Origin of the sequence: Microbispora sp. H11081, from assembly GCF_012999535.1 — a bacterium.
GTDB lineage: Bacteria > Actinomycetota > Actinomycetes > Streptosporangiales > Streptosporangiaceae > Microbispora.
The window spans coordinates 262,936-279,735 of the sequence record NZ_JABBWV010000002.1; the positions used below are offsets into that span (position 1 = coordinate 262,936).

Genomic DNA, 16,800 nt, shown 5'->3' on the forward strand with positions numbered 1-16,800 from the left:
GAGAGGATCACCCCCGGTGTCCATCCCCTTCGGAGGATATGCCTCGCCCGAGCAGATCATGCGGGACAGGGCGGAGTATGCCCGCAAGGGCATCGCTCGTGGTCGCAGCGTGGTCGTCATGCAGTACGCCGACGGAATCCTGTTCGTGGCGCCCAACCCTTCCAAGGCGCTGCACAAGATCAGTGAGATCTACGACCGCATCGGCTTCGCCGCGGTGGGGCGCTACAACGAGTTCGAGTCGCTCCGCCTGGCCGGCATCCGCTACGCCGACATCAACGGCTACACGTTCAACCGCAACGACGTCACCGGCCGCGGCCTGGCGAACCTGTACGCCCAGCACCTCGGCATGATCTTCACAGAGTCGATCAAGTCGTTCGAGGTGGAGATCGTCGTCGCGGAGGTCGGCGACGGGCCGGAGGACGACCAGATCTACCGGATCACCTTCGACGGCTCGGTCTTCGACGAGCAGGGCATGGCCGTGATCGGCGGCCAGGCCGAGGCCGTCGGCGGACGTCTGAAGGAGCGCTACAGCGAAGGGCTGCCGCTGCCGCAGGCCCTCGACGCCGCCCTGGCCGCGCTGACCGAGCCGGGGGGCGAGCGTCCCCCGGCGACCCAGCTGGAGGTCGCCGTGCTCGACCGCGGCAGGGAGCACCGCAAGTTCCTGCGCCTGGCCGGGCCCCGCCTGGAGAAGCTCCTGGAGGCGTCCAGGGAGGGCCAGGAGGCTGCGGCGCAGCCCGCCGCCGAGCCGGCCACCTCCGAGGAGGCACAGGGCGGGCAGGCTCCCGGCGCGACCCCGCCGATCGCCCCCGAGGGGGAGATCGACACGGGCTCCGGCGAGTAGCCCTCCGTACGCACGGTCACGGCGCCGCGCCCCTGTCCGGGGCGCGGCGCCGTGCCGCGAGAAGGCCGCGAGAGGGCCGCGAGAGGGCCGCGAGAGGGCCGCGAGAGGGCCGCGACAGGGATTACGGCTCAACCAAACCTGGGTTTCGCTACTCTCATCCTGTTGTGACGACTTTTGCTCTTATCCGGCGAGCGGGCGTTCCGGCCGCCGCCGTCGCCCTCCTGTCGCTGACCGCCTGTTCCGGAGCCTCCGGCACCTCGGCCTCTCCCACCGTGACGGCCACCGTGACGGTGACCGCCCCCGCGTCGCCCGCGGAGCCGTCCGCGGACCCCGCGGCGGCGGAGAGCCCGGCGGCCGACGCTCCCACCGGCTCGGCCGCGACCCCGGCCCCGAGCAGGCCGGGCAAGGCCGGGCCGCCGATCACGGACGCGACGCCCGCCCCCTTCGGCGGGACCATCCAGTCGGACCCCGGGCACGACTTCACCAAGGGCCTCAGCCCCAGCAGCAACGGCGTCGTACGCGCGCAACTGGTCGCCATGCACGACGAGAACGTCGCGGAGTACCGGCCGGTCAAGTTCGTCAAGGAGTACGGCGGCAGCACGACCGGTCACTTCGAGGGACCGCCCGAGGGCGACGTCACGGCCTTCGCCGCGCCCATCGCGAAGAACGTCACGTTCCTCAGCGCGGTCGGCTGCGACGGGAAGGACCAGACCATCGACAGCCGCTACCTCGGCACCCAGCGCTGCTCCAGGGACACGCTGGTGCTGCGCGCGGACAAGGGCGACCTGTGGGCGCTCGTCACCGTGGACGGCGGGCAGATCGTCAAGGTGACGGAGATCTACGTCGCCTGACGGCTCCTTCTCCTCATTCCCCCGCCCGATCACTGTTCGGCCGCCGGTTCCGGGGAATAGGGTGAGGTGATGGATCGACGCATATTCGGGCTGGAGAACGAGTACGGCGTCACCTGTACGTTCCGCGGGCAGCGGAGGCTGTCGCCGGACGAGGTGGCGCGGTACCTGTTCCGGCGAGTGGTGTCCTGGGGCCGATCGAGCAACGTATTCCTGCGCAACGGCGCACGTCTGTACCTGGACGTGGGCAGCCATCCCGAGTACGCCACCCCTGAGTGCGACAACGTCGTGGAGCTGGTGACCCACGACAAGGCGGGGGAGCGGATCCTCGAGGGTCTCCTTGTGGACGCCGAGAAGCGGCTCCGCGAGGAGGGCATCGCGGGAGACATCTACCTGTTCAAGAACAACACCGACTCCGCCGGCAACTCCTACGGCTGCCACGAGAACTACCTCGTGGGCCGGCACGGGGAGTTCGGGCGGCTGGCGGACGTCCTGATCCCCTACCTGGTGACGCGCCAGATCATCTGCGGCGCGGGCAAGGTGCTGCAGACTCCGCGCGGAGCCGTCTACTGCGTCTCCCAGCGGGCCGAGCACATCTGGGAGGGGGTGTCCTCCGCGACCACCCGGTCGCGGCCCATCATCAACACCCGCGACGAGCCGCACGCGGACGCCGAGCGGTTCCGCCGGCTGCACGTCATCGTGGGCGACTCCAACATGAGCGAGACCACGATGCTGCTCAAGGTCGGCGCCACCGACCTGGTGCTGCGCATGATCGAGGCGGGCGTGGTGATGCGCGACCTGTCCCTGGAGAACCCAATCAGGGCGATCAGGGAGGTGTCCCACGACATGACGGGCCGGCGCAGGGTGCGACTGGCCAACGGCCGTGAGGCCTCGTCGCTGGAGATCCAGCAGGAGTACCTGTCCAAGGCGCAGGACTTCGTCGAGCGGCGTGGCGGGGACGCGATCGCCAAGCGGGTGCTCGAGCTGTGGGAGCGCACGCTGCGCGCGGTCGACACGGGCGACCTCGACCTCGTCTCACGGGAGATCGACTGGGTCACCAAGTACCAGATGATTGAACGTTACAGGCAGAAGTACGACCTGCCGCTGTCGTCGCCGCGCGTCGCGCAGCTCGATCTGGCCTACCACGACGTGCACCGCAAGCGGGGCCTGTTCTACCTCCTGCAGAAGCGGGGGGCGGTCGAGAGGGTGGCCGACGACGTCAAGATCTTCGAGGCCAAGTCGGTTCCGCCGCAGACCACGCGGGCCAAGCTGCGCGGAGAGTTCATCCGCAAGGCCCAGGAGAAGCGGCGGGACTTCACCGTCGACTGGGTCCACCTCAAGCTCAACGACCAGGCCCAGCGGACGGTGCTGTGCAAGGACCCCTTCCGCAGCGTGGACGAGAGGGTCGACAAGCTGATCGCCGGCATGTGATCTCTTACACCGCTCTGACGGCGGGTTCGGGTAGCCTGGCCCGGACCCGCTGTCTGTTTGAGGATTCCCACATGCGCCGTTGTACGGCACTCGTCGCCGCCCTGCCCCTGTTGCTCGCCGCCGCCTGCGGAACGGCGCAGAAGACCGCGTCCAGCGCGAGCCCCGGCGCCTCCGGCGACCGGGCCGCGGCCACGGCCATCAAGGTGTCGGGAGAGGTCGGCAAGAAGCCCACCCTGACCTTCCCGTCGGGCCTGCCCTCGCTCACGTCGGCCTCCGTCAAGGTGGTCGAGGGCCAGGGCACTCCCGCCAAGGACGGCGACGTCCTCACCGCGAACGTGACCGTCTACAACTGGGACGGCAAGGAGAACAAGGCGGCGGGATCCGACTACGACCAGGGCAAGTCGGAGTTCGTCTCCGTCAGCCCGCAGCTGCCCAAGGCGCTGCACGAGGCGCTCGTCGGCGCCAAGCCCGGCGGCCGGGTGATGGCCGTCGTCGCCAAGGACAACCTGAGCGCCGAGCAGCTCGACCAGGCCAAGCAGCAGGGCCAGGACTTCGACAGCACCTCCCAGGTGCTGGTCATCGACGTCGTGTCGGCGACGCTGAAGTCCATCCAGGGCACCGCGGCCGACCCGGGCGTCGACGGTGTGAAGGTCGGCGACCCCCAGGGTGACAAGGCCCCGCCGCTGACCACCAAGACCAGCGAGAAGGCGCCCAAGAAGCTCGTCGTCAAGACCCTGATCAAGGGCGCGGGCCCGGAGGTGAAGGCCGATCAGACGGTCCTCGCCCACTACGTCGGCAAGATCTGGGGCACCGACAAGCAGTTCGACTCCAGCTGGGACCGCGGGCAGCCCGCGACCTTCGCGCTCAACCAGGTCGTCAAGGGCTGGGCGCAGGGCCTGACCGGCGTCCCGGTCGGCAGCCGCGTCCTGATCTCCATCCCGCCGGACCTCGGCTACGGCAAGGAGGGCAACGCGCAGGGCGGCATCAAGGGCACCGACACGCTCGTGTTCGTCGTGGACGTCCTCGGCGCGGCCTGATCCCCGCATAACGACCACAACGGGCCCCTTCCGCCGCCCGGCGGGAGGGGCCCGTTTCCGTCGGGTCGGCGCGACCTAGACTCCGGGCTGTGACGAGCGACGACCTGGAGTCGATGAGCGTGCTCGGCGATCCCGTACGGCGGGCGCTGTACCGGTTCGTGGCCGGGCAGGGGCGGGACGTGGGCCGCAACGAGGCGGCGGAGGCGGCCGGCGTCCAGCGCACGCTGGCGGCCCACCACCTGGACAAACTGGTGGAGGCGGGCCTGCTGGAGTCGGGGTTCAAGCGGCTGAGCGGCAGGGCGGGCCCCGGCGGCGGCCGCCCGGCGAAGGTCTACCGGCGGGTGCGCGAGGAGCGGACCGTGAGCCTGCCGCCCCGCGACTACCGCACGCTCGCGCTCGTGCTGGCGGAGGCCGTCGACCTGCTGGGCGGCGAGGAGAAGGCCGAGGAGGCCGCCCGGCGGACCGGAGCGCGCCTGGCCGCCGGCGAGGCGGGCGCGGGCGGGCGCGACCTCGTGGAGGTGCTGCGCGGGCGCGGCTACGAGCCGTACGAGGAGGACGGCCGGCTGCGGTCGCGCAACTGCCCCTTCCACGTGCTGGCGGAGAGCCACCCGCTGCTCGTGTGCTCGATGAACCTCGCGCTCTGCGAGGGGATACTGGCCGGTCTGGGCGAGACCGGGGTCACCGCCGTGCTCGATCCGCGGCCGGGAGAGTGCTGTGTGGCCTTCACGTCTGCCGCGACGTCTTCTAAAAACAACGTAGATTGACATAGAATCGCGGCATGCATCTCGCCCAGCTCAACGTCGCCCATCTCAGGGAACCCCTCGACTCGCCCGCGCTGACCGGCTTCCTCGACGCCCTGGCGCCGATCTACCAGGTGTCGGACGCCGCGCCCGGCTTCGTCTGGCGCATGAAGGAGGGCGATGCGCCCACGGACCTGATCCAGCACGACTACGGACCGATGCTGGTCGTGAACCTCTCGGTCTGGGAGTCCCGCGAGACGTTGTGGAACTTCGTCTACCGCAGCGCCCACCTGGAGGTGATGCGGCGCCGCCGGGAGTGGTTCCACCGGATCGCCGAGCCGTACACGGTGATGTGGTGGGTGCCCGAGGGCCATCTGCCGTCGGTCGGCGACGCCATGGCGCGCCTGACCCTCCTCCGGGCCCAGGGGCCGGGGCCGGAGGCGTTCACGTTCAAGGACTTCTACGAGAGCAGCGACGCCGCGTGCCTGCCCGCGGCCGCGGAGGTCACGAAGTAGGCCAGGTCCTCCTCCAGGCCCCGGCCCATCGTGGACAGCCGCACGGGTGACGCCTTCAGAGCCTCGTGCAGGCCGTCCACCGGGACGGTCACGATCTCGTGGCGCGGGGCCAGAGCCGCGGCCTGCTCGCGCACCGTCGCCCCGAACGCGCCGGGCAGATCAGGCACCACGACCCGGGCCGGGGCCAGCGCGACCCGGCCGTACGCGGTGAGCGAGTGGTGCGAGACCCCGACGTGCCGCTCGCGGCGGTCGCCCTCGCTGACGCGCAGCGCGGCCACGGGCCGCCCGCCCAGCACGGCGGCGGCGTTGACCGCCTCGCCCGCGGCGACGCCGGAGAAGCCCCACCGGGTGCCGGTGCCGAGGTTGCCCGGCCCCTGCGCGACCACGGCGACGTCGGCGCCGAGCACGTGCCGGGCGGCCAGCAGGCCGGTGTGGAGCGTGACGACCTCGACGTCCCCGCCGAAGGACTGTCCTGACGTCACCACCCCGCACAGCCAGTCGCGCTCGCGGAGCGCCGCGCACGACATCGAGAACCAGGCGGGCAGCGCCCCGCCGTCCTGCATCACGTACGCCACCCTGATCCCCGGGGAGTCCGCGTAGAGGCCGCACAGGATGGCGGGCAGGGCGGAGTGCAGGTCGGCGACGACCACGGGCATCCCGTCGACGGAGTCGGCCTCCCGCAGCGCCTCGTGGTGGGGGGATCCCTGCTCGTCCGCGCCGAGCACGGTGGCCTGCAACGGCGTGTAGCGTGCCTTCACCAGGTGGCCGGGGCCGGAAGGATCTTGCGGCAAACGGTCGGGCAGGGCGACCACCATGGCGTACCCTCCCGTACCGAGACCCATGGCGAGGGCGGTCGTGTTGAGCAGCACGGTGTCGCCCACCTCAGGGCGTCCGACCAGCGGGGGATAGGCGAGCGCCCGGCACTCGCCCTCGGCGACGGCGACGTCGAGTTCCACCGCCCCCGGCCACTCGCGCCGGACCCGCACCACCTCGCCCTTGCGCCATCTGATCACGCCGAAAAGGGTAGCGTTCTCCAGGGAAGGGAGGCCCGATGTCGCGGCGGAAGACCGAGCGGCTGCTCAATCTGGTTATCTGCCTGCTCGCGACGCGGCGGCCGCTGAGCGCGGAGCAGATCCGGCAGGCCGTCCCCGGGTACGACCCGGACAACGACGAGGCCTTCCAGCGCATGTTCGAGCGCGACAAGAACGAGTTGCGCGAGATCGGCATCCCCATCGAGGTGCACAAGGACCCCTGGGAGGACGACCCCGGCTACCGGATCGTACGCGAGGCGTACGAGCTGCCCGAGATCACCCTGGAGCCGGACGAGGCCGCCGTCATCGGCCTGGCCGCGCAGGTGTGGCAGCGGGCGAGCCTCGCGGAGGCGGCCGGCGGGGCGCTGCTGAAGCTGACCGCGGGCGGCGTGCACGCCGACCTCGCCGAAAGCCCCCTGGAACTGCGGGTGGACACCCGCGACCCCGCGTTCCCCGCGCTGTGGGAGGCGGTGCGGGACCGGCGCGTGGTCGCCTTCGACTACCGCTCGGCCGGCAGCGAGTCGGTGCTGCGGCGGACCGTCGAGCCCTGGGGGGTCGTCAGCCGGCGCGGCCGGTGGTACCTGGCCGGGCACGACCGCGACCGCGGCGCCGCCCGGGTCTTCCGGCTCAGCCGCATCACCGGGGCCGTCTCCACGCTCGGGCGGCCGGGGGCGTTCACCGTGCCCGAAGGGCTGGACCTGCGCGCCATGGTGGGCTACCAGGAGCTGCCGAACGAGCGCGTCGCCCAGGTGCGGGTGCGCAAGGGAAGCTGCCCCGGCCTGCGGCACGCCGCCCAGGCCGTACGGGCGGGCGAGGGCGAGTGGGACGAGGCCGAGGTGACCTTCGCCGACCCCGAACGGCTGGCCGGGTGGCTGGCCAGCCTCGGCCCCGACGCCGTGGTGGTGGACCCGCCGGACGCGCGCGAGGCCGTGATCCGCCGTCTGAAGGGGGCGTTGCAGTGAGCTCGGACCGGCTGCCGCGGCTGCTCGCGCTGGTGCCGTACCTCATGTCGCACCCGGGCGCGCAGGTGCCCGAGGTCGCGCGCCTGTTCGGCCTGTCGGAGAAGCAGCTCGTCGACGACCTGCAGCTCGTCTGGATGTGCGGGCTTCCCGGGCACACCCCCGGCGACCTCATCGACGTCTCCTGGGACGGCGGCGAGATCCTGATCGACAACGCCGAGGCCATCGCCAGGCCGCTCAAGCTGGGCGTGGACGAGGCGAGCGCGCTGCTGGTCGCGCTGCGCATGCTCGACGAGCTGCCCGAGTTCCAGGGCCGCGACGTGCTCGGCCGGGTCATCGCGAAGCTGGAGCAGGCGGCGGGGGAGGGCGCGGCCACCGTGAGCAGCCAGGTCCAGGTGGAGATCGGCGCGGCTCCGGACGCCCACGCGGTGATCACCGACGCGGCCAGGAGAGGACGCAGGCTGTCGCTGCGCTACTACGTCCCCGGGCGCGACGAGGTCACGCCCAGGGAGGTCGACCCGCTGCGGGTCGTGCTGGTGGACGGCCGGCACTACCTGGAGGGCTGGTGCTACCGCGCGGAGGCGATGCGGATGTTCCGCGTCGACCGGATCCTGGACGTCGAGGTCCTCGACGTGCCGGTGGACCCGCCCGCGGAGGCCGAGCCGATGGACGTGACCGGCGGCGTGTTCCGGCCGTCGGACGGCGACGAGCTGGTGGAGCTGGAGCTGACCCCGGCGGGCCGCTGGGTGGCGGAGTACTACCCCTGCGAGGAGGTCGCCGAGCTGGGCGAGGGGCGGCTGCGGGTCTCGCTGCGGGCCCGCGACCAGTCCTGGCTGGTGCGGCTCGCGCTCCGGCTGGGCGACAGCGGCCGGGTGCTGTCCCCGTCGTCGCTCGGCGAGCGGGTGACGGCCACCGCCAGGCAGGCGCTGGCGAACTACGAGACCGTCTGAGCTGTGACGACCCCGGGGAGCCGGGCAGGGCGGGGATCCATGCCCCGTGGCAGTGCAAAATGTCCGAATAGCGGGATTTTGCTCATGAATGATGTGATTTCGAAGCTCCAGGACAGGTGAACTCAGGCGTCCGGTGCGCGTACGATCGAGGGGTAGTCTCACGGCCCTCGCGGTAAGGACATGACATGCCCAACCTCGGACCCATGGAATGGATTCTGATCCTCCTGGTTCTGATCCTTCTTTTCGGCGCCAAGAAGCTCCCGGACACCGCCAAGGCCCTGGGGCAGTCGCTGCGCATGTTCAAGAAGGAGACCAGCAAGATGAGCGAGGAGGACGAGGCGCGGCAGACCGTCAAGGCGCAGGCCGAGCCCGTCACCCCGCCCGCGGCGCAGATCCCGCCCACCACCCCGTCCGTCGAGGAGCGGCTGCGCTTGCTCGAGGAGGAGAACCGGAAGCTGCGCGAGGCCCAGCAGCCGGTGAGCTCGCAGAACGAGCAGCGCCCCAACTAGGGCCACCCGCCTCCTCTCACCCCACGATCCCAGGACGAGCTAGATGGCCCTGTTGAAACGGTCGACTCCCGCCACGCCGCCCGTCACGCCGCCCGGTTCGCCGGAGGACGGGCGGATGACGCTCATGGAGCACATCCGCGAGCTGCGCAACCGGCTGATCAAGGGCATCCTGGCGGTGGTCGTAGGGACCGCCGTGGGATTCATCTTCTTCGATCCCATCTGGAACTTCCTCAAGCAGCCGTACTGCCGGCTGCCGCAGGCCCACCAGATCAACAAGGACCAGTGCACGCTTGTGGTGAACGGGGTCTTCGACTCCTTCTTCGTCAACCTCAAGGTCGCGGTGATCTTCGGGATCGTGGTCTCGGCCGTGTTCTGGATCTACCAGCTCTGGGCGTTCGTCACCCCGGGCCTGTACCAGAACGAGCGCCGCTACACGGTGGCGTTCCTCGGCCTGTCCGTCCCGTTGTTCACCGCCGGCTCGGCCCTGGCCTACCTGACGATGGACAAGGGGCTGGCCCTGCTGCTCGGGTTCGCCCCCGAGGGCACGCTGACGCTGGTGAGCATCAGCGAGTACCTCAGCTTCACGCTGGCGATGCTGATCATCTTCGGCATCTCCTTCCTCATGCCGTTGCTGCTCGTGTTCCTCAACATCATCGGGATACTCAAGTACAAGACGGTGTCCAAGCACACCCGCATGGTCGTGTTCCTGCTGTTCGTCTTCGCGGCCGTCGCGACGCCGAGCCAGGACCCCATCACGATGCTGGCGCTCGCGCTTCCGATGGTCGGGTTGTTCTTCCTCGCGATGGCGTTCATGTACTTCCACGACAAGAGGGCCGAGGCCGCGGAGGCGGCACACGCGAAGGCCATCGAGGAGGAGCTCGACGGGCCGTCCGCCGCTGAGGGCGCGGCGGACTCGGCAGGCTCGGTCGACGCGCGGGACTGACAGGCCGCGGCTCTGGCGCCGCACCGCGAGCGGCGGTAGGTTCCCGCTCATGGCCGATGAGATCGTCGTCCTGGTGAACCCCGCCGCCCGCGGCGGCCGTACGCTGCGGTTGCTCGACCCGGTGCTGCGGCGCCTTCGGACGGGTGACCGCCCGGTGTCCGTGGTGGTCGGGACCTCCGCCGCCGACGCGCTCGCCCGCGCCCGGGAGGCCGTCGCCGGCGGGCCGGCCGCGCTCGTCGCCTTCGGCGGTGACGGCCTGGTCCACCTGGCCGTGCAGGCCGTGGCGGGGACGGCGGTGCCGCTCGGGATCGTGCCCGCGGGCACCGGCAACGACATCGCCGACGCGCTCGGCATCCCGCGCAAGGATCCCCTCGCCGCCGTGGACATCGTGACCGAGGGCCACTGCCGGGTGGTCGACGCGGCCAGGCTGGGCACGGGCGAGTGGTTCGCCGGGGTCCTCGCCTGCGGGTTCGACTCGCGCGTCAACGAACGGGCCAACGCCATGACGTGGCCGCCGGGAATGGCGAAGTACCTCGTCGCGCTCGTGCGCGAGTTGCGCTCGTTCACGCCGATCCCGTTCCTGATCACCCTCGACGGGGAGACCCTCGAACGCGAGGCCATGCTGGTGGCCGTGGCCAACACCCGCTCGTACGGCGCGGGGATGAAGGTGTGCCCGGACGCCAGGCCGGACGACGGCCTGCTCGACGTGCTCGTGCTCGGGGCGGTGCCCAAGGGCGAGTTCCTGCGCACGTTCCCCCGCGTCTACCGGGGCAGTCACACCGGCCACCCCGCCGTGACCCTCAGGCGCGCCAGGCGCGTGGAGATCGACGCTCTGGCCGGGGACGTGGTGGCGTACGCCGACGGCGAGCGGGCCGGACCGGTCCCGCTCAGCTGCGGGATCGAGCCGGGAGCGCTGCGTGTCCTGGCCCCGCGATCCGCGGTGTGAAGGCGACCGGAGCGCCAGGACCATAGATCGCGGACGCCCGGAATCCCGTTATCGGTAGGGTTGACGATATGAGTACGCCAGCGGAACGCTATGCCGCCTTCCGCGAGCGGCGGTCCGGAACCGGGCCCGCGCTCGCCTCGTTCCGCGAACTTTACGACTTCGAGCTCGACGAGTTCCAGATCGACGCCTGTGAGGCGCTGGAAGCGGGGGACGGCGTGCTGGTGGCCGCGCCGACCGGGTCGGGCAAGACCGTGGTGGGGGAGTTCGCCGTCCACCTGGCCCTGCAGCAGGGCCGCAAGTGCTTCTACACGACGCCGATCAAGGCGTTGTCCAACCAGAAGTACAACGACCTGGTCAGACGGTACGGCGCGAGCAAGGTCGGCCTGCTGACCGGCGACAACAGCGTCAACGGCGAGGCCCCGATCGTGATCATGACGACCGAGGTCCTGCGCAACATGCTGTACGCGGGCTCGGGCACGCTCGCCGGCCTCGCGTACGTGGTGATGGACGAGGTCCACTACCTCGCCGACCGGTTCCGCGGCGCGGTCTGGGAGGAGGTCATCATCCACCTGCCGGAGTCGGTGCGGGTGGTGGCGCTGTCGGCCACGGTCAGCAACGCCGAGGAGTTCGGCGAGTGGCTGGGCGAGGTGCGCGGCGACACCACGGTCATCGTCGACGAGCACCGGCCGGTGCCGCTGTGGCAGCACATGCTGGTCGGCAACCAGATGTACGACCTGTTCGTCAACGAGGGCGACGGCGTCCTGCGGGTGAACCCGTCCCTGATGCGGATCTCCCGTGACGAGATGCGGCTGGCCCAGGCCAGGGGCAGGCGAGGCTACTCGCGGCCGGGCCGGGGGACGACGCCGAGCCGCTCGGACGTCATCGAGAAGCTCGACGCCGAGGGCCTGCTGCCGGCGATCACCTTCATCTTCTCCAGGAACGGCTGCGACGCCGCCGTGATGCAGTGCCTCTACTCGGGGCTGCGCCTCACCACCGAGGCCGAGAGCCACGAGATCCGCCAGATCGTCGACGAGCGGACCTCGCACCTGCCCGACGAGGACCTCGCGGTGCTCGGCTACCTCGAATGGCGTGACTGCCTGGAGCGCGGCCTCGCCGCCCACCACGCCGGCATGCTCCCCGCCTTCAAGGAGGTCGTGGAGGAGCTGTTCACCAAGGGTCTGGTGAAGGCGGTCTTCGCGACGGAGACGCTGGCGCTCGGCATCAACATGCCGGCGAGGTCCGTCGTGATCGAGAAGCTCGACAAGTGGAACGGCGAGACCCACGCCGACCTGACCCCGGGGGAGTACACCCAGCTCACCGGCAGGGCCGGGCGGCGCGGCATCGACATCGAGGGCCACGCGGTGGTGGTCTGGCAGCCGGGGATGGACCCCCTCGCGGTCGCGGGCCTCGCGGGCACCCGCACCTACCCGCTGCGCTCCAGCTTCAAGCCGTCGTACAACATGGCGGTCAACCTGGTCGGGCAGGTCGGCAGGGAGCGGGCGCGGACGCTGCTTGAGGACTCCTTCGCCCAGTTCCAGGCCGACCGCGCGGTGGTCGGGCTGACCCGCCAGCTCCGCAAGGCGGAGCACGCGCTGGAGGGCTACGCCGAGGCCATGACCTGCCACCTCGGCGACTTCGAGGAGTACGCCGCGATGCGCAGGCGGCTGTCGGACCGCGAGGCCGAGCTGTCGCGCCAGCGGGGCGCGGCCCGCCGGGCCCAGGCCGTGCAGTCCCTGGAGGTCCTGAAGCCGGGAGACGTCATCCGGGTGCCGGGCGGGCGGCGCGCGGGCCTCGCGGTCGTGCTCGACCCCGGCGTCAACAGCCGGGGGCACGAGGGTCCCGCGCCGCTCGTGCTGACGATCGGCAAGCAGGTGAAGCGCCTGTCGGCGGCCGACTTCCCGGTGCCGGTCGAGCCGGTCGACAAGATCAGGATTCCGAAGGGCTTCAACCCGCGCTCGCCGAAGGAGCGGGCCAACCTGGTCTCGACCGTGCACGCGAAGCTCGGCGATCGCGACCTCGGCAAGCCGCCGCGGGCGCGCGACCACGCCCAGGAGGACGAGGAGGTCACCCGCCTGCGGCGCGAGCTGCGCCAGCACCCCTGCCACGGCTGCGACGAGCGGGAGGACCACGCCCGCTGGGCCGAGCGCTACCACAAGCTGCTCAGGGAGACCGAAGGGCTGCGCCGCAGGGTCGAGGGACGCTCCCACGTCATCGCGCGCACCTTCGACCGGGTCTGCGGGGTGCTCGACCAGCTCGGCTACCTGGACGGCGAGACCGTCACGGAGCAGGGCCGCAGGCTCGCCTCGCTCTACACCGAGCTGGACCTGCTCACGGCCGAGTGCCTGCGGGCGGGCGTGTGGAACCGCCTCGACCCCGCGGAGCTGGCCGCGTGCGTGTCCTCGCTGGTGTACGAGTCGCGGCAGGCCGACGACGTCCGCAGCCCCAAGATCCCGGCCGGCGCCGCCCGCGACGCGCTCGCGGAGATGGTACGGCTGTGGGGCGAGCTGGAGGGCATCGAGGAGGACCACGGCCTGTCGTTCGTACGTGAGCCCGACGTCGGCTTCGCCTGGGCGGCCTTCCGCTGGGCCAAGGGCCACAGCCTCGACGCCGTGCTGACCGACTGCGACCTCGCCGCGGGCGACTTCGTCCGCTGGGTCAAGCAGCTGCTCGACCTGCTCGGCCAGCTCAGGGACGCCGCGCCCAAGGGGAGCAAGGTCGCCGACAACGCCGTCAAGGCGATCGACGCCATGCGCCGGGGCGTGGTGGCCTACTCCTCCGTCAGCTGAGGGCGGCTCAGACGGCCGAGAAACGGACCTCGCGGGTGGCGGGGTCGGCGCGCGTGAGCCGTACGGGGACGCGCTCGCCGAGCGGCAGCCGGTCGCCGTCGCAGCGGGCGATCACGGCGGGCTCGGTGACCTGCACCTGCCCGCCCGGCTTTCCCTCGTTGACGTCGATGACGACCGCCTCGAAGACCTCGCCGATCCTGGGCGCCAGCACGGCCGCCTCGACCAGGTCCACGCAGGCGCGCTCCACCGCGCCGGCCCGCCTGCCGCCCATGGCCATCTGCTCCGGCAGGCCGGGCAGCGCCGCCGCGATCTGCTCGGGCACCGGAAGGCCCGCGGCGACGGCCAGGCAGACCTCGGTGGCGAACCGGTCGACCAGCCGCCGCAGCGGCGCGGTGACGTGCGCGTACGGCGCGCCCACGGCGGCGTGCAGCGTCCGCGCCGGAGGGGCGCCGTCGAAGGCGACGTAGGCCGCGCCGCGCAGCAGCACCGTCGACTCGTGCAGGAAGGCGGCGTGGCCGGGGATCCCGGGGTCGATCCCGTGCACGACCTCGGCGTACGACGTGCCGTCGGGCCAGGGCACGCCGAGCGCGGCGGCGACCCTGCGGACCTTGCCGACGTCCTGCGGGCCCGCTTCCGGGAGGACCCTGAGCACGCCGACGCCCGCGTCCAGCATCATCCCGGCCGCCGCCATGCCGGTGAGCAGCGAGATCTGGGCGTTCCACGCCTCGCAGGGGTGGCTGGTGCGGAACTCCAGCCGGTAGGAGCCGTCCCCGCCGGGGACCACCTGCTGCTCGGGGGTCGGCAGCGACAGGCCGCCCCTGGCCCGCTCCCGCTCCAGCCGCAGCGGCCCCACTTCGGCGAGCAGCGCGAGCGTCCCCTCGGCCCTGCCGGTGTCCACGGCCGCCTGGACGGCGGCGTAGTCGAGCCGCTCACGGCTGCGCACCAGGGCCCTGCGCAGGTCCACGGCCTCGATCTCGCCGTCGGGGCCGAGATCGAGCCGCCACAGCGCCGCCGGGCGGACCTGCCCCGGCAGCAGGCTGGCCGCGCCCTCCGACAGGAGCGGCGGGTGCATCGGCACCCGCTCGCCGGCCAGGTAGATCGTCTGCGCGCGCGCCCTCGCCTCGCCGTCGATCGCCCCGCCGGGCCGGACGAACGCCCCGACGTCGGCGATCGCGTACCAGACGCGGTAACCCGCTCCGCGCCGCTCGATGAGCAGCGCCTGGTCGAGGTCCATCGAGCCGGGAGGGTCGATGGTCACCAGCGGCAGGTCGGTCCGGTCCTCGCCGGTCGCGACGGGGGACGCGGCGGCCCGCCCGGCCTCCTCCAGCACCGGGTCGGGGAAGCCGTCCGGCAGGTCGAAGTCGCTGCGGATGCGGGCGAATCCGTCGCGGAGGCCGTCCGCGGTGTCCCGGAGGCGGATCGTCGTGTACGGCACGCGATCAACCTACCGGAGTGCGGACATATCAGGCTTTAGGCCGTTCTGGCTAGGCCAGTACGGCGAGCAGGCGGCCCAGCGGACCGTCCAGGCCGTACTTCTCCGACAGCGCCACCAGGCGCTCGGGGTCGCGCGGCGCGGCGGGCAGGGTGATGTCGACGTCCGGGACCGGGACGTCGTGGGCCACCCGGACCACCGCGGGGGCGACCTCCAGGTAGTCGCGGGCGGCGGCGAGCTTGTTCCGGGCGCCCGCGGGGAAGCCCTCGGCGCCGCCGTCGTCCAGCGCGGCGAGCAGCGCGGACAGCGAGCCGAAGCGCGTGATGAGGGCGGCGGCCGTCTTGTCGCCGATGCCGGCGACGCCCGGCAGGCCGTCGCTCGGGTCGCCGCGCAGCGTCGCGAAGTCGGCGTACGCCCGGCCCGGAATGCCGTACTTCTCCCGGACGAACGCCTCATCGACGATCTGAAGGTTACGAATCCCCCGTACTGTGTAAAGGGCCCGGCACGGCTTCTCGTCGTCCACGAGCTGGAACAGGTCCCGGTCGCCGGTGACGATGTCCACGGCGGAGGTCGCTGCGATCGCGTAGGTGCCGATCACGTCGTCGGCCTCGTAGCCCGCCACGCCGACGCGGGCGACGCCCAGCGCGTCCAGGACCTCCTCGATCACCGGGACCTGCGGGGCGAGCGTGTCGGGCACCTGCTCCTCGTCGCCGCTCGCCACCCGGTGCGCCTTGTACGACGGGATCGCCGCGACCCGGAACTCGGGCCGCCAGTCGGCGTCCATGCAGGCCACGATCTGGGCAGGGGAGTGCTGCCGGACCAGGGTGGCGATCATGTCGAGGAGCCCGCGCACCGCGTTGACCGGCATGCCGTCCGGCGAGGTCACCGACTCCGGGACCCCGTAGAAGGCGCGGAAGTACAGCGACGGGGTGTCGAGAAGCATCAGCACCCTGCCATTGTCACGCCTGTCAGGGGTGCGGGGGGCCCTCTCCGGTGACCGCGACGGCGAGCAGGCAGGTGTCGTCCTCGGGATTGGGGCCGCCGATCGCCTCCAGCAGGCCGTCGAGGCCCGCGTCGAGATCCGCTCCGGCCGCGCCCAGACCGGTCGCCACGGCCGCCTCCATGACGAGGGACACCCCGGCGCCGATGTCGCGTGAGCGGCGCTCGACCAGGCCGTCGGTGAACATCAGCAGCAGGTCGCCGGGATCGAGGCGGACGTCGGCCACCCCGTACGGCAGGCTCGGCGTCGCCCCGAGCACGACCCCCCGGGGCGCCCCGAGCTGGCGCGCGCCCCCGCGACGCACCAGGATCGGGGCGGGATGACCCGCCTGTGCCCACGTGAAAAGGCGGGTCTCCGGGTCGAAGAGGCCGCACACCGCGGTCGCGGTGGTGTCGTCCAGCCGGGTGAGCACCAGGGTGTTCAGCCAGGCCAGCAGCCTGCCGGGGCAGGCTCCCGTCATGCTCAGGCCGAGCAGCGCGTGCCGCAGCTGCGCCATCTCGGCGATCGCCGGCAGGCCGTGCCCCGACACGTCGCCCACGGCGAGGAACACGCGGCCGCCGGGCAGTGGGGCGGCGTCGTACCAGTCGCCCCCGAGGCTCGACGCCCGGCCCGCTGGGACGTACCTGACGGCGATCCGGGCACCGGGAAGATCGATCGTGGCGCCGGGCTCTGGCAGGATCGCCTCGCGCAGCGCCAGCGTGACGCGGCGTTCCTCGGCGGCGCGTTCCCGCCGCTCCGCCCACCGCCGCCCGCCGGTGTTCCGGCCCAGCGGAGTGCCGGTGGCGGCTCCGGACGCCGCGCCCGGGTCGCGGTCGTCCACGGGGGGAAGGGC

General features: G+C 72.0%; 16 protein-coding genes. 12 read left to right on the plus strand and 4 right to left on the minus strand.

Annotated elements, in window-relative coordinates; genetic code table 11:
- Positions 1-16 precede the first annotated feature (16 nt).
- The 6 genes from prcA to HHX31_RS06395 all read left to right on the plus strand — a co-directional run bounded on the left by prcA (position 17) and on the right by HHX31_RS06395 (position 5,412).
- Entirely contained in the window at positions 17-841 is an 825-nt protein-coding gene (prcA, locus tag HHX31_RS06370) for a proteasome subunit alpha (RefSeq protein WP_169946024.1), read from the plus strand.
- Between the two features lie 164 nt (positions 842-1,005).
- The gene (locus HHX31_RS06375; protein ID WP_169946026.1) at positions 1,006-1,692 is read left to right on the plus strand and encodes a hypothetical protein; all 687 of its coding nucleotides are present in this window, start codon (positions 1,006-1,008) and stop codon (positions 1,690-1,692) included.
- A gap of 69 nt (positions 1,693-1,761) precedes the next feature.
- Positions 1,762-3,120 (plus strand): Pup--protein ligase, encoded by a 1,359-nt coding sequence (gene pafA, locus HHX31_RS06380; protein WP_169946028.1) that lies wholly within the window; start codon positions 1,762-1,764, stop codon positions 3,118-3,120.
- A gap of 71 nt (positions 3,121-3,191) precedes the next feature.
- The gene (locus HHX31_RS06385; RefSeq protein ID WP_169946032.1) at positions 3,192-4,157 is read left to right on the plus strand and encodes an FKBP-type peptidyl-prolyl cis-trans isomerase; all 966 of its coding nucleotides are present in this window, start codon (positions 3,192-3,194) and stop codon (positions 4,155-4,157) included.
- Between the two features lie 89 nt (positions 4,158-4,246).
- The gene (locus HHX31_RS06390) at positions 4,247-4,921 is read left to right on the plus strand and encodes a metalloregulator ArsR/SmtB family transcription factor (protein WP_169946034.1); all 675 of its coding nucleotides are present in this window, start codon (positions 4,247-4,249) and stop codon (positions 4,919-4,921) included.
- 14 nt (positions 4,922-4,935) lie between these two features.
- Positions 4,936-5,412 (plus strand): DUF3291 domain-containing protein, encoded by a 477-nt coding sequence (locus tag HHX31_RS06395; RefSeq protein ID WP_169946036.1) that lies wholly within the window; start codon positions 4,936-4,938, stop codon positions 5,410-5,412.
- Here the strand turns inward: HHX31_RS06395 and HHX31_RS06400 are convergent.
- A complete protein-coding gene (locus HHX31_RS06400; protein ID WP_169946038.1) occupies positions 5,358-6,425 on the minus strand; it encodes a DUF3866 family protein in 1,068 nt (355 codons plus the stop codon). The genes HHX31_RS06395 and HHX31_RS06400 overlap by 55 nt on opposite strands.
- A 38-nt stretch (positions 6,426-6,463) precedes the next feature.
- Between HHX31_RS06400 and HHX31_RS06405 the strand changes: the two genes are divergently transcribed.
- From HHX31_RS06405 to HHX31_RS06430, 6 genes are all read left to right on the plus strand, one after another.
- Positions 6,464-7,405: a YafY family protein gene (locus HHX31_RS06405; RefSeq protein WP_169946040.1), complete on the plus strand. Its 942-nt coding sequence runs from the start codon at positions 6,464-6,466 to the stop codon at positions 7,403-7,405.
- Positions 7,402-8,352, plus strand: a complete 951-nt coding sequence (locus HHX31_RS06410) for a WYL domain-containing protein (RefSeq protein ID WP_311931621.1) — start codon at positions 7,402-7,404, stop codon at positions 8,350-8,352. The genes HHX31_RS06405 and HHX31_RS06410 overlap by 4 nt, the downstream gene beginning before the upstream one ends.
- Positions 8,353-8,537: 185 nt before the next feature.
- Positions 8,538-8,861, plus strand: a complete 324-nt coding sequence (gene tatA / locus HHX31_RS06415) for a Sec-independent protein translocase subunit TatA (protein ID WP_169946042.1) — start codon at positions 8,538-8,540, stop codon at positions 8,859-8,861.
- Between the two features lie 43 nt (positions 8,862-8,904).
- Positions 8,905-9,804 carry a twin-arginine translocase subunit TatC gene (gene tatC / locus HHX31_RS06420; RefSeq protein WP_169946044.1) on the plus strand — a complete coding sequence of 300 codons (900 nt, stop codon included), beginning with the start codon at positions 8,905-8,907 and terminating at the stop codon, positions 9,802-9,804.
- Positions 9,805-9,853: 49 nt separating this feature from the next.
- Entirely contained in the window at positions 9,854-10,750 is an 897-nt protein-coding gene (locus HHX31_RS06425; RefSeq protein WP_169946046.1) for a diacylglycerol kinase family protein, read from the plus strand.
- 68 nt (positions 10,751-10,818) lie between these two features.
- The gene (locus HHX31_RS06430; RefSeq protein ID WP_169946048.1) at positions 10,819-13,536 is read left to right on the plus strand and encodes an RNA helicase; all 2,718 of its coding nucleotides are present in this window, start codon (positions 10,819-10,821) and stop codon (positions 13,534-13,536) included.
- Between the two features lie 7 nt (positions 13,537-13,543).
- Here HHX31_RS06430 and HHX31_RS06435 read toward each other — a convergent pair whose 3' ends face one another.
- From HHX31_RS06435 to HHX31_RS06445, 3 genes are read right to left on the minus strand one after another with little or no spacing between them, the layout of a single operon-like run.
- Positions 13,544-14,971: an RNB domain-containing ribonuclease gene (locus HHX31_RS06435; protein ID WP_169946050.1), complete on the minus strand. Its 1,428-nt coding sequence runs from the start codon at positions 14,969-14,971 to the stop codon at positions 13,544-13,546.
- A gap of 49 nt (positions 14,972-15,020) precedes the next feature.
- Positions 15,021-15,911 carry a 5'-3' exonuclease gene (locus HHX31_RS06440; RefSeq protein WP_169947189.1) on the minus strand — a complete coding sequence of 297 codons (891 nt, stop codon included), beginning with the start codon at positions 15,909-15,911 and terminating at the stop codon, positions 15,021-15,023.
- 25 nt (positions 15,912-15,936) lie between these two features.
- Positions 15,937-16,788 (minus strand): PP2C family protein-serine/threonine phosphatase, encoded by an 852-nt coding sequence (locus HHX31_RS06445; RefSeq protein ID WP_311931622.1) that lies wholly within the window; start codon positions 16,786-16,788, stop codon positions 15,937-15,939.
- Between the last annotated feature and the right edge of the window lie 12 nt (positions 16,789-16,800).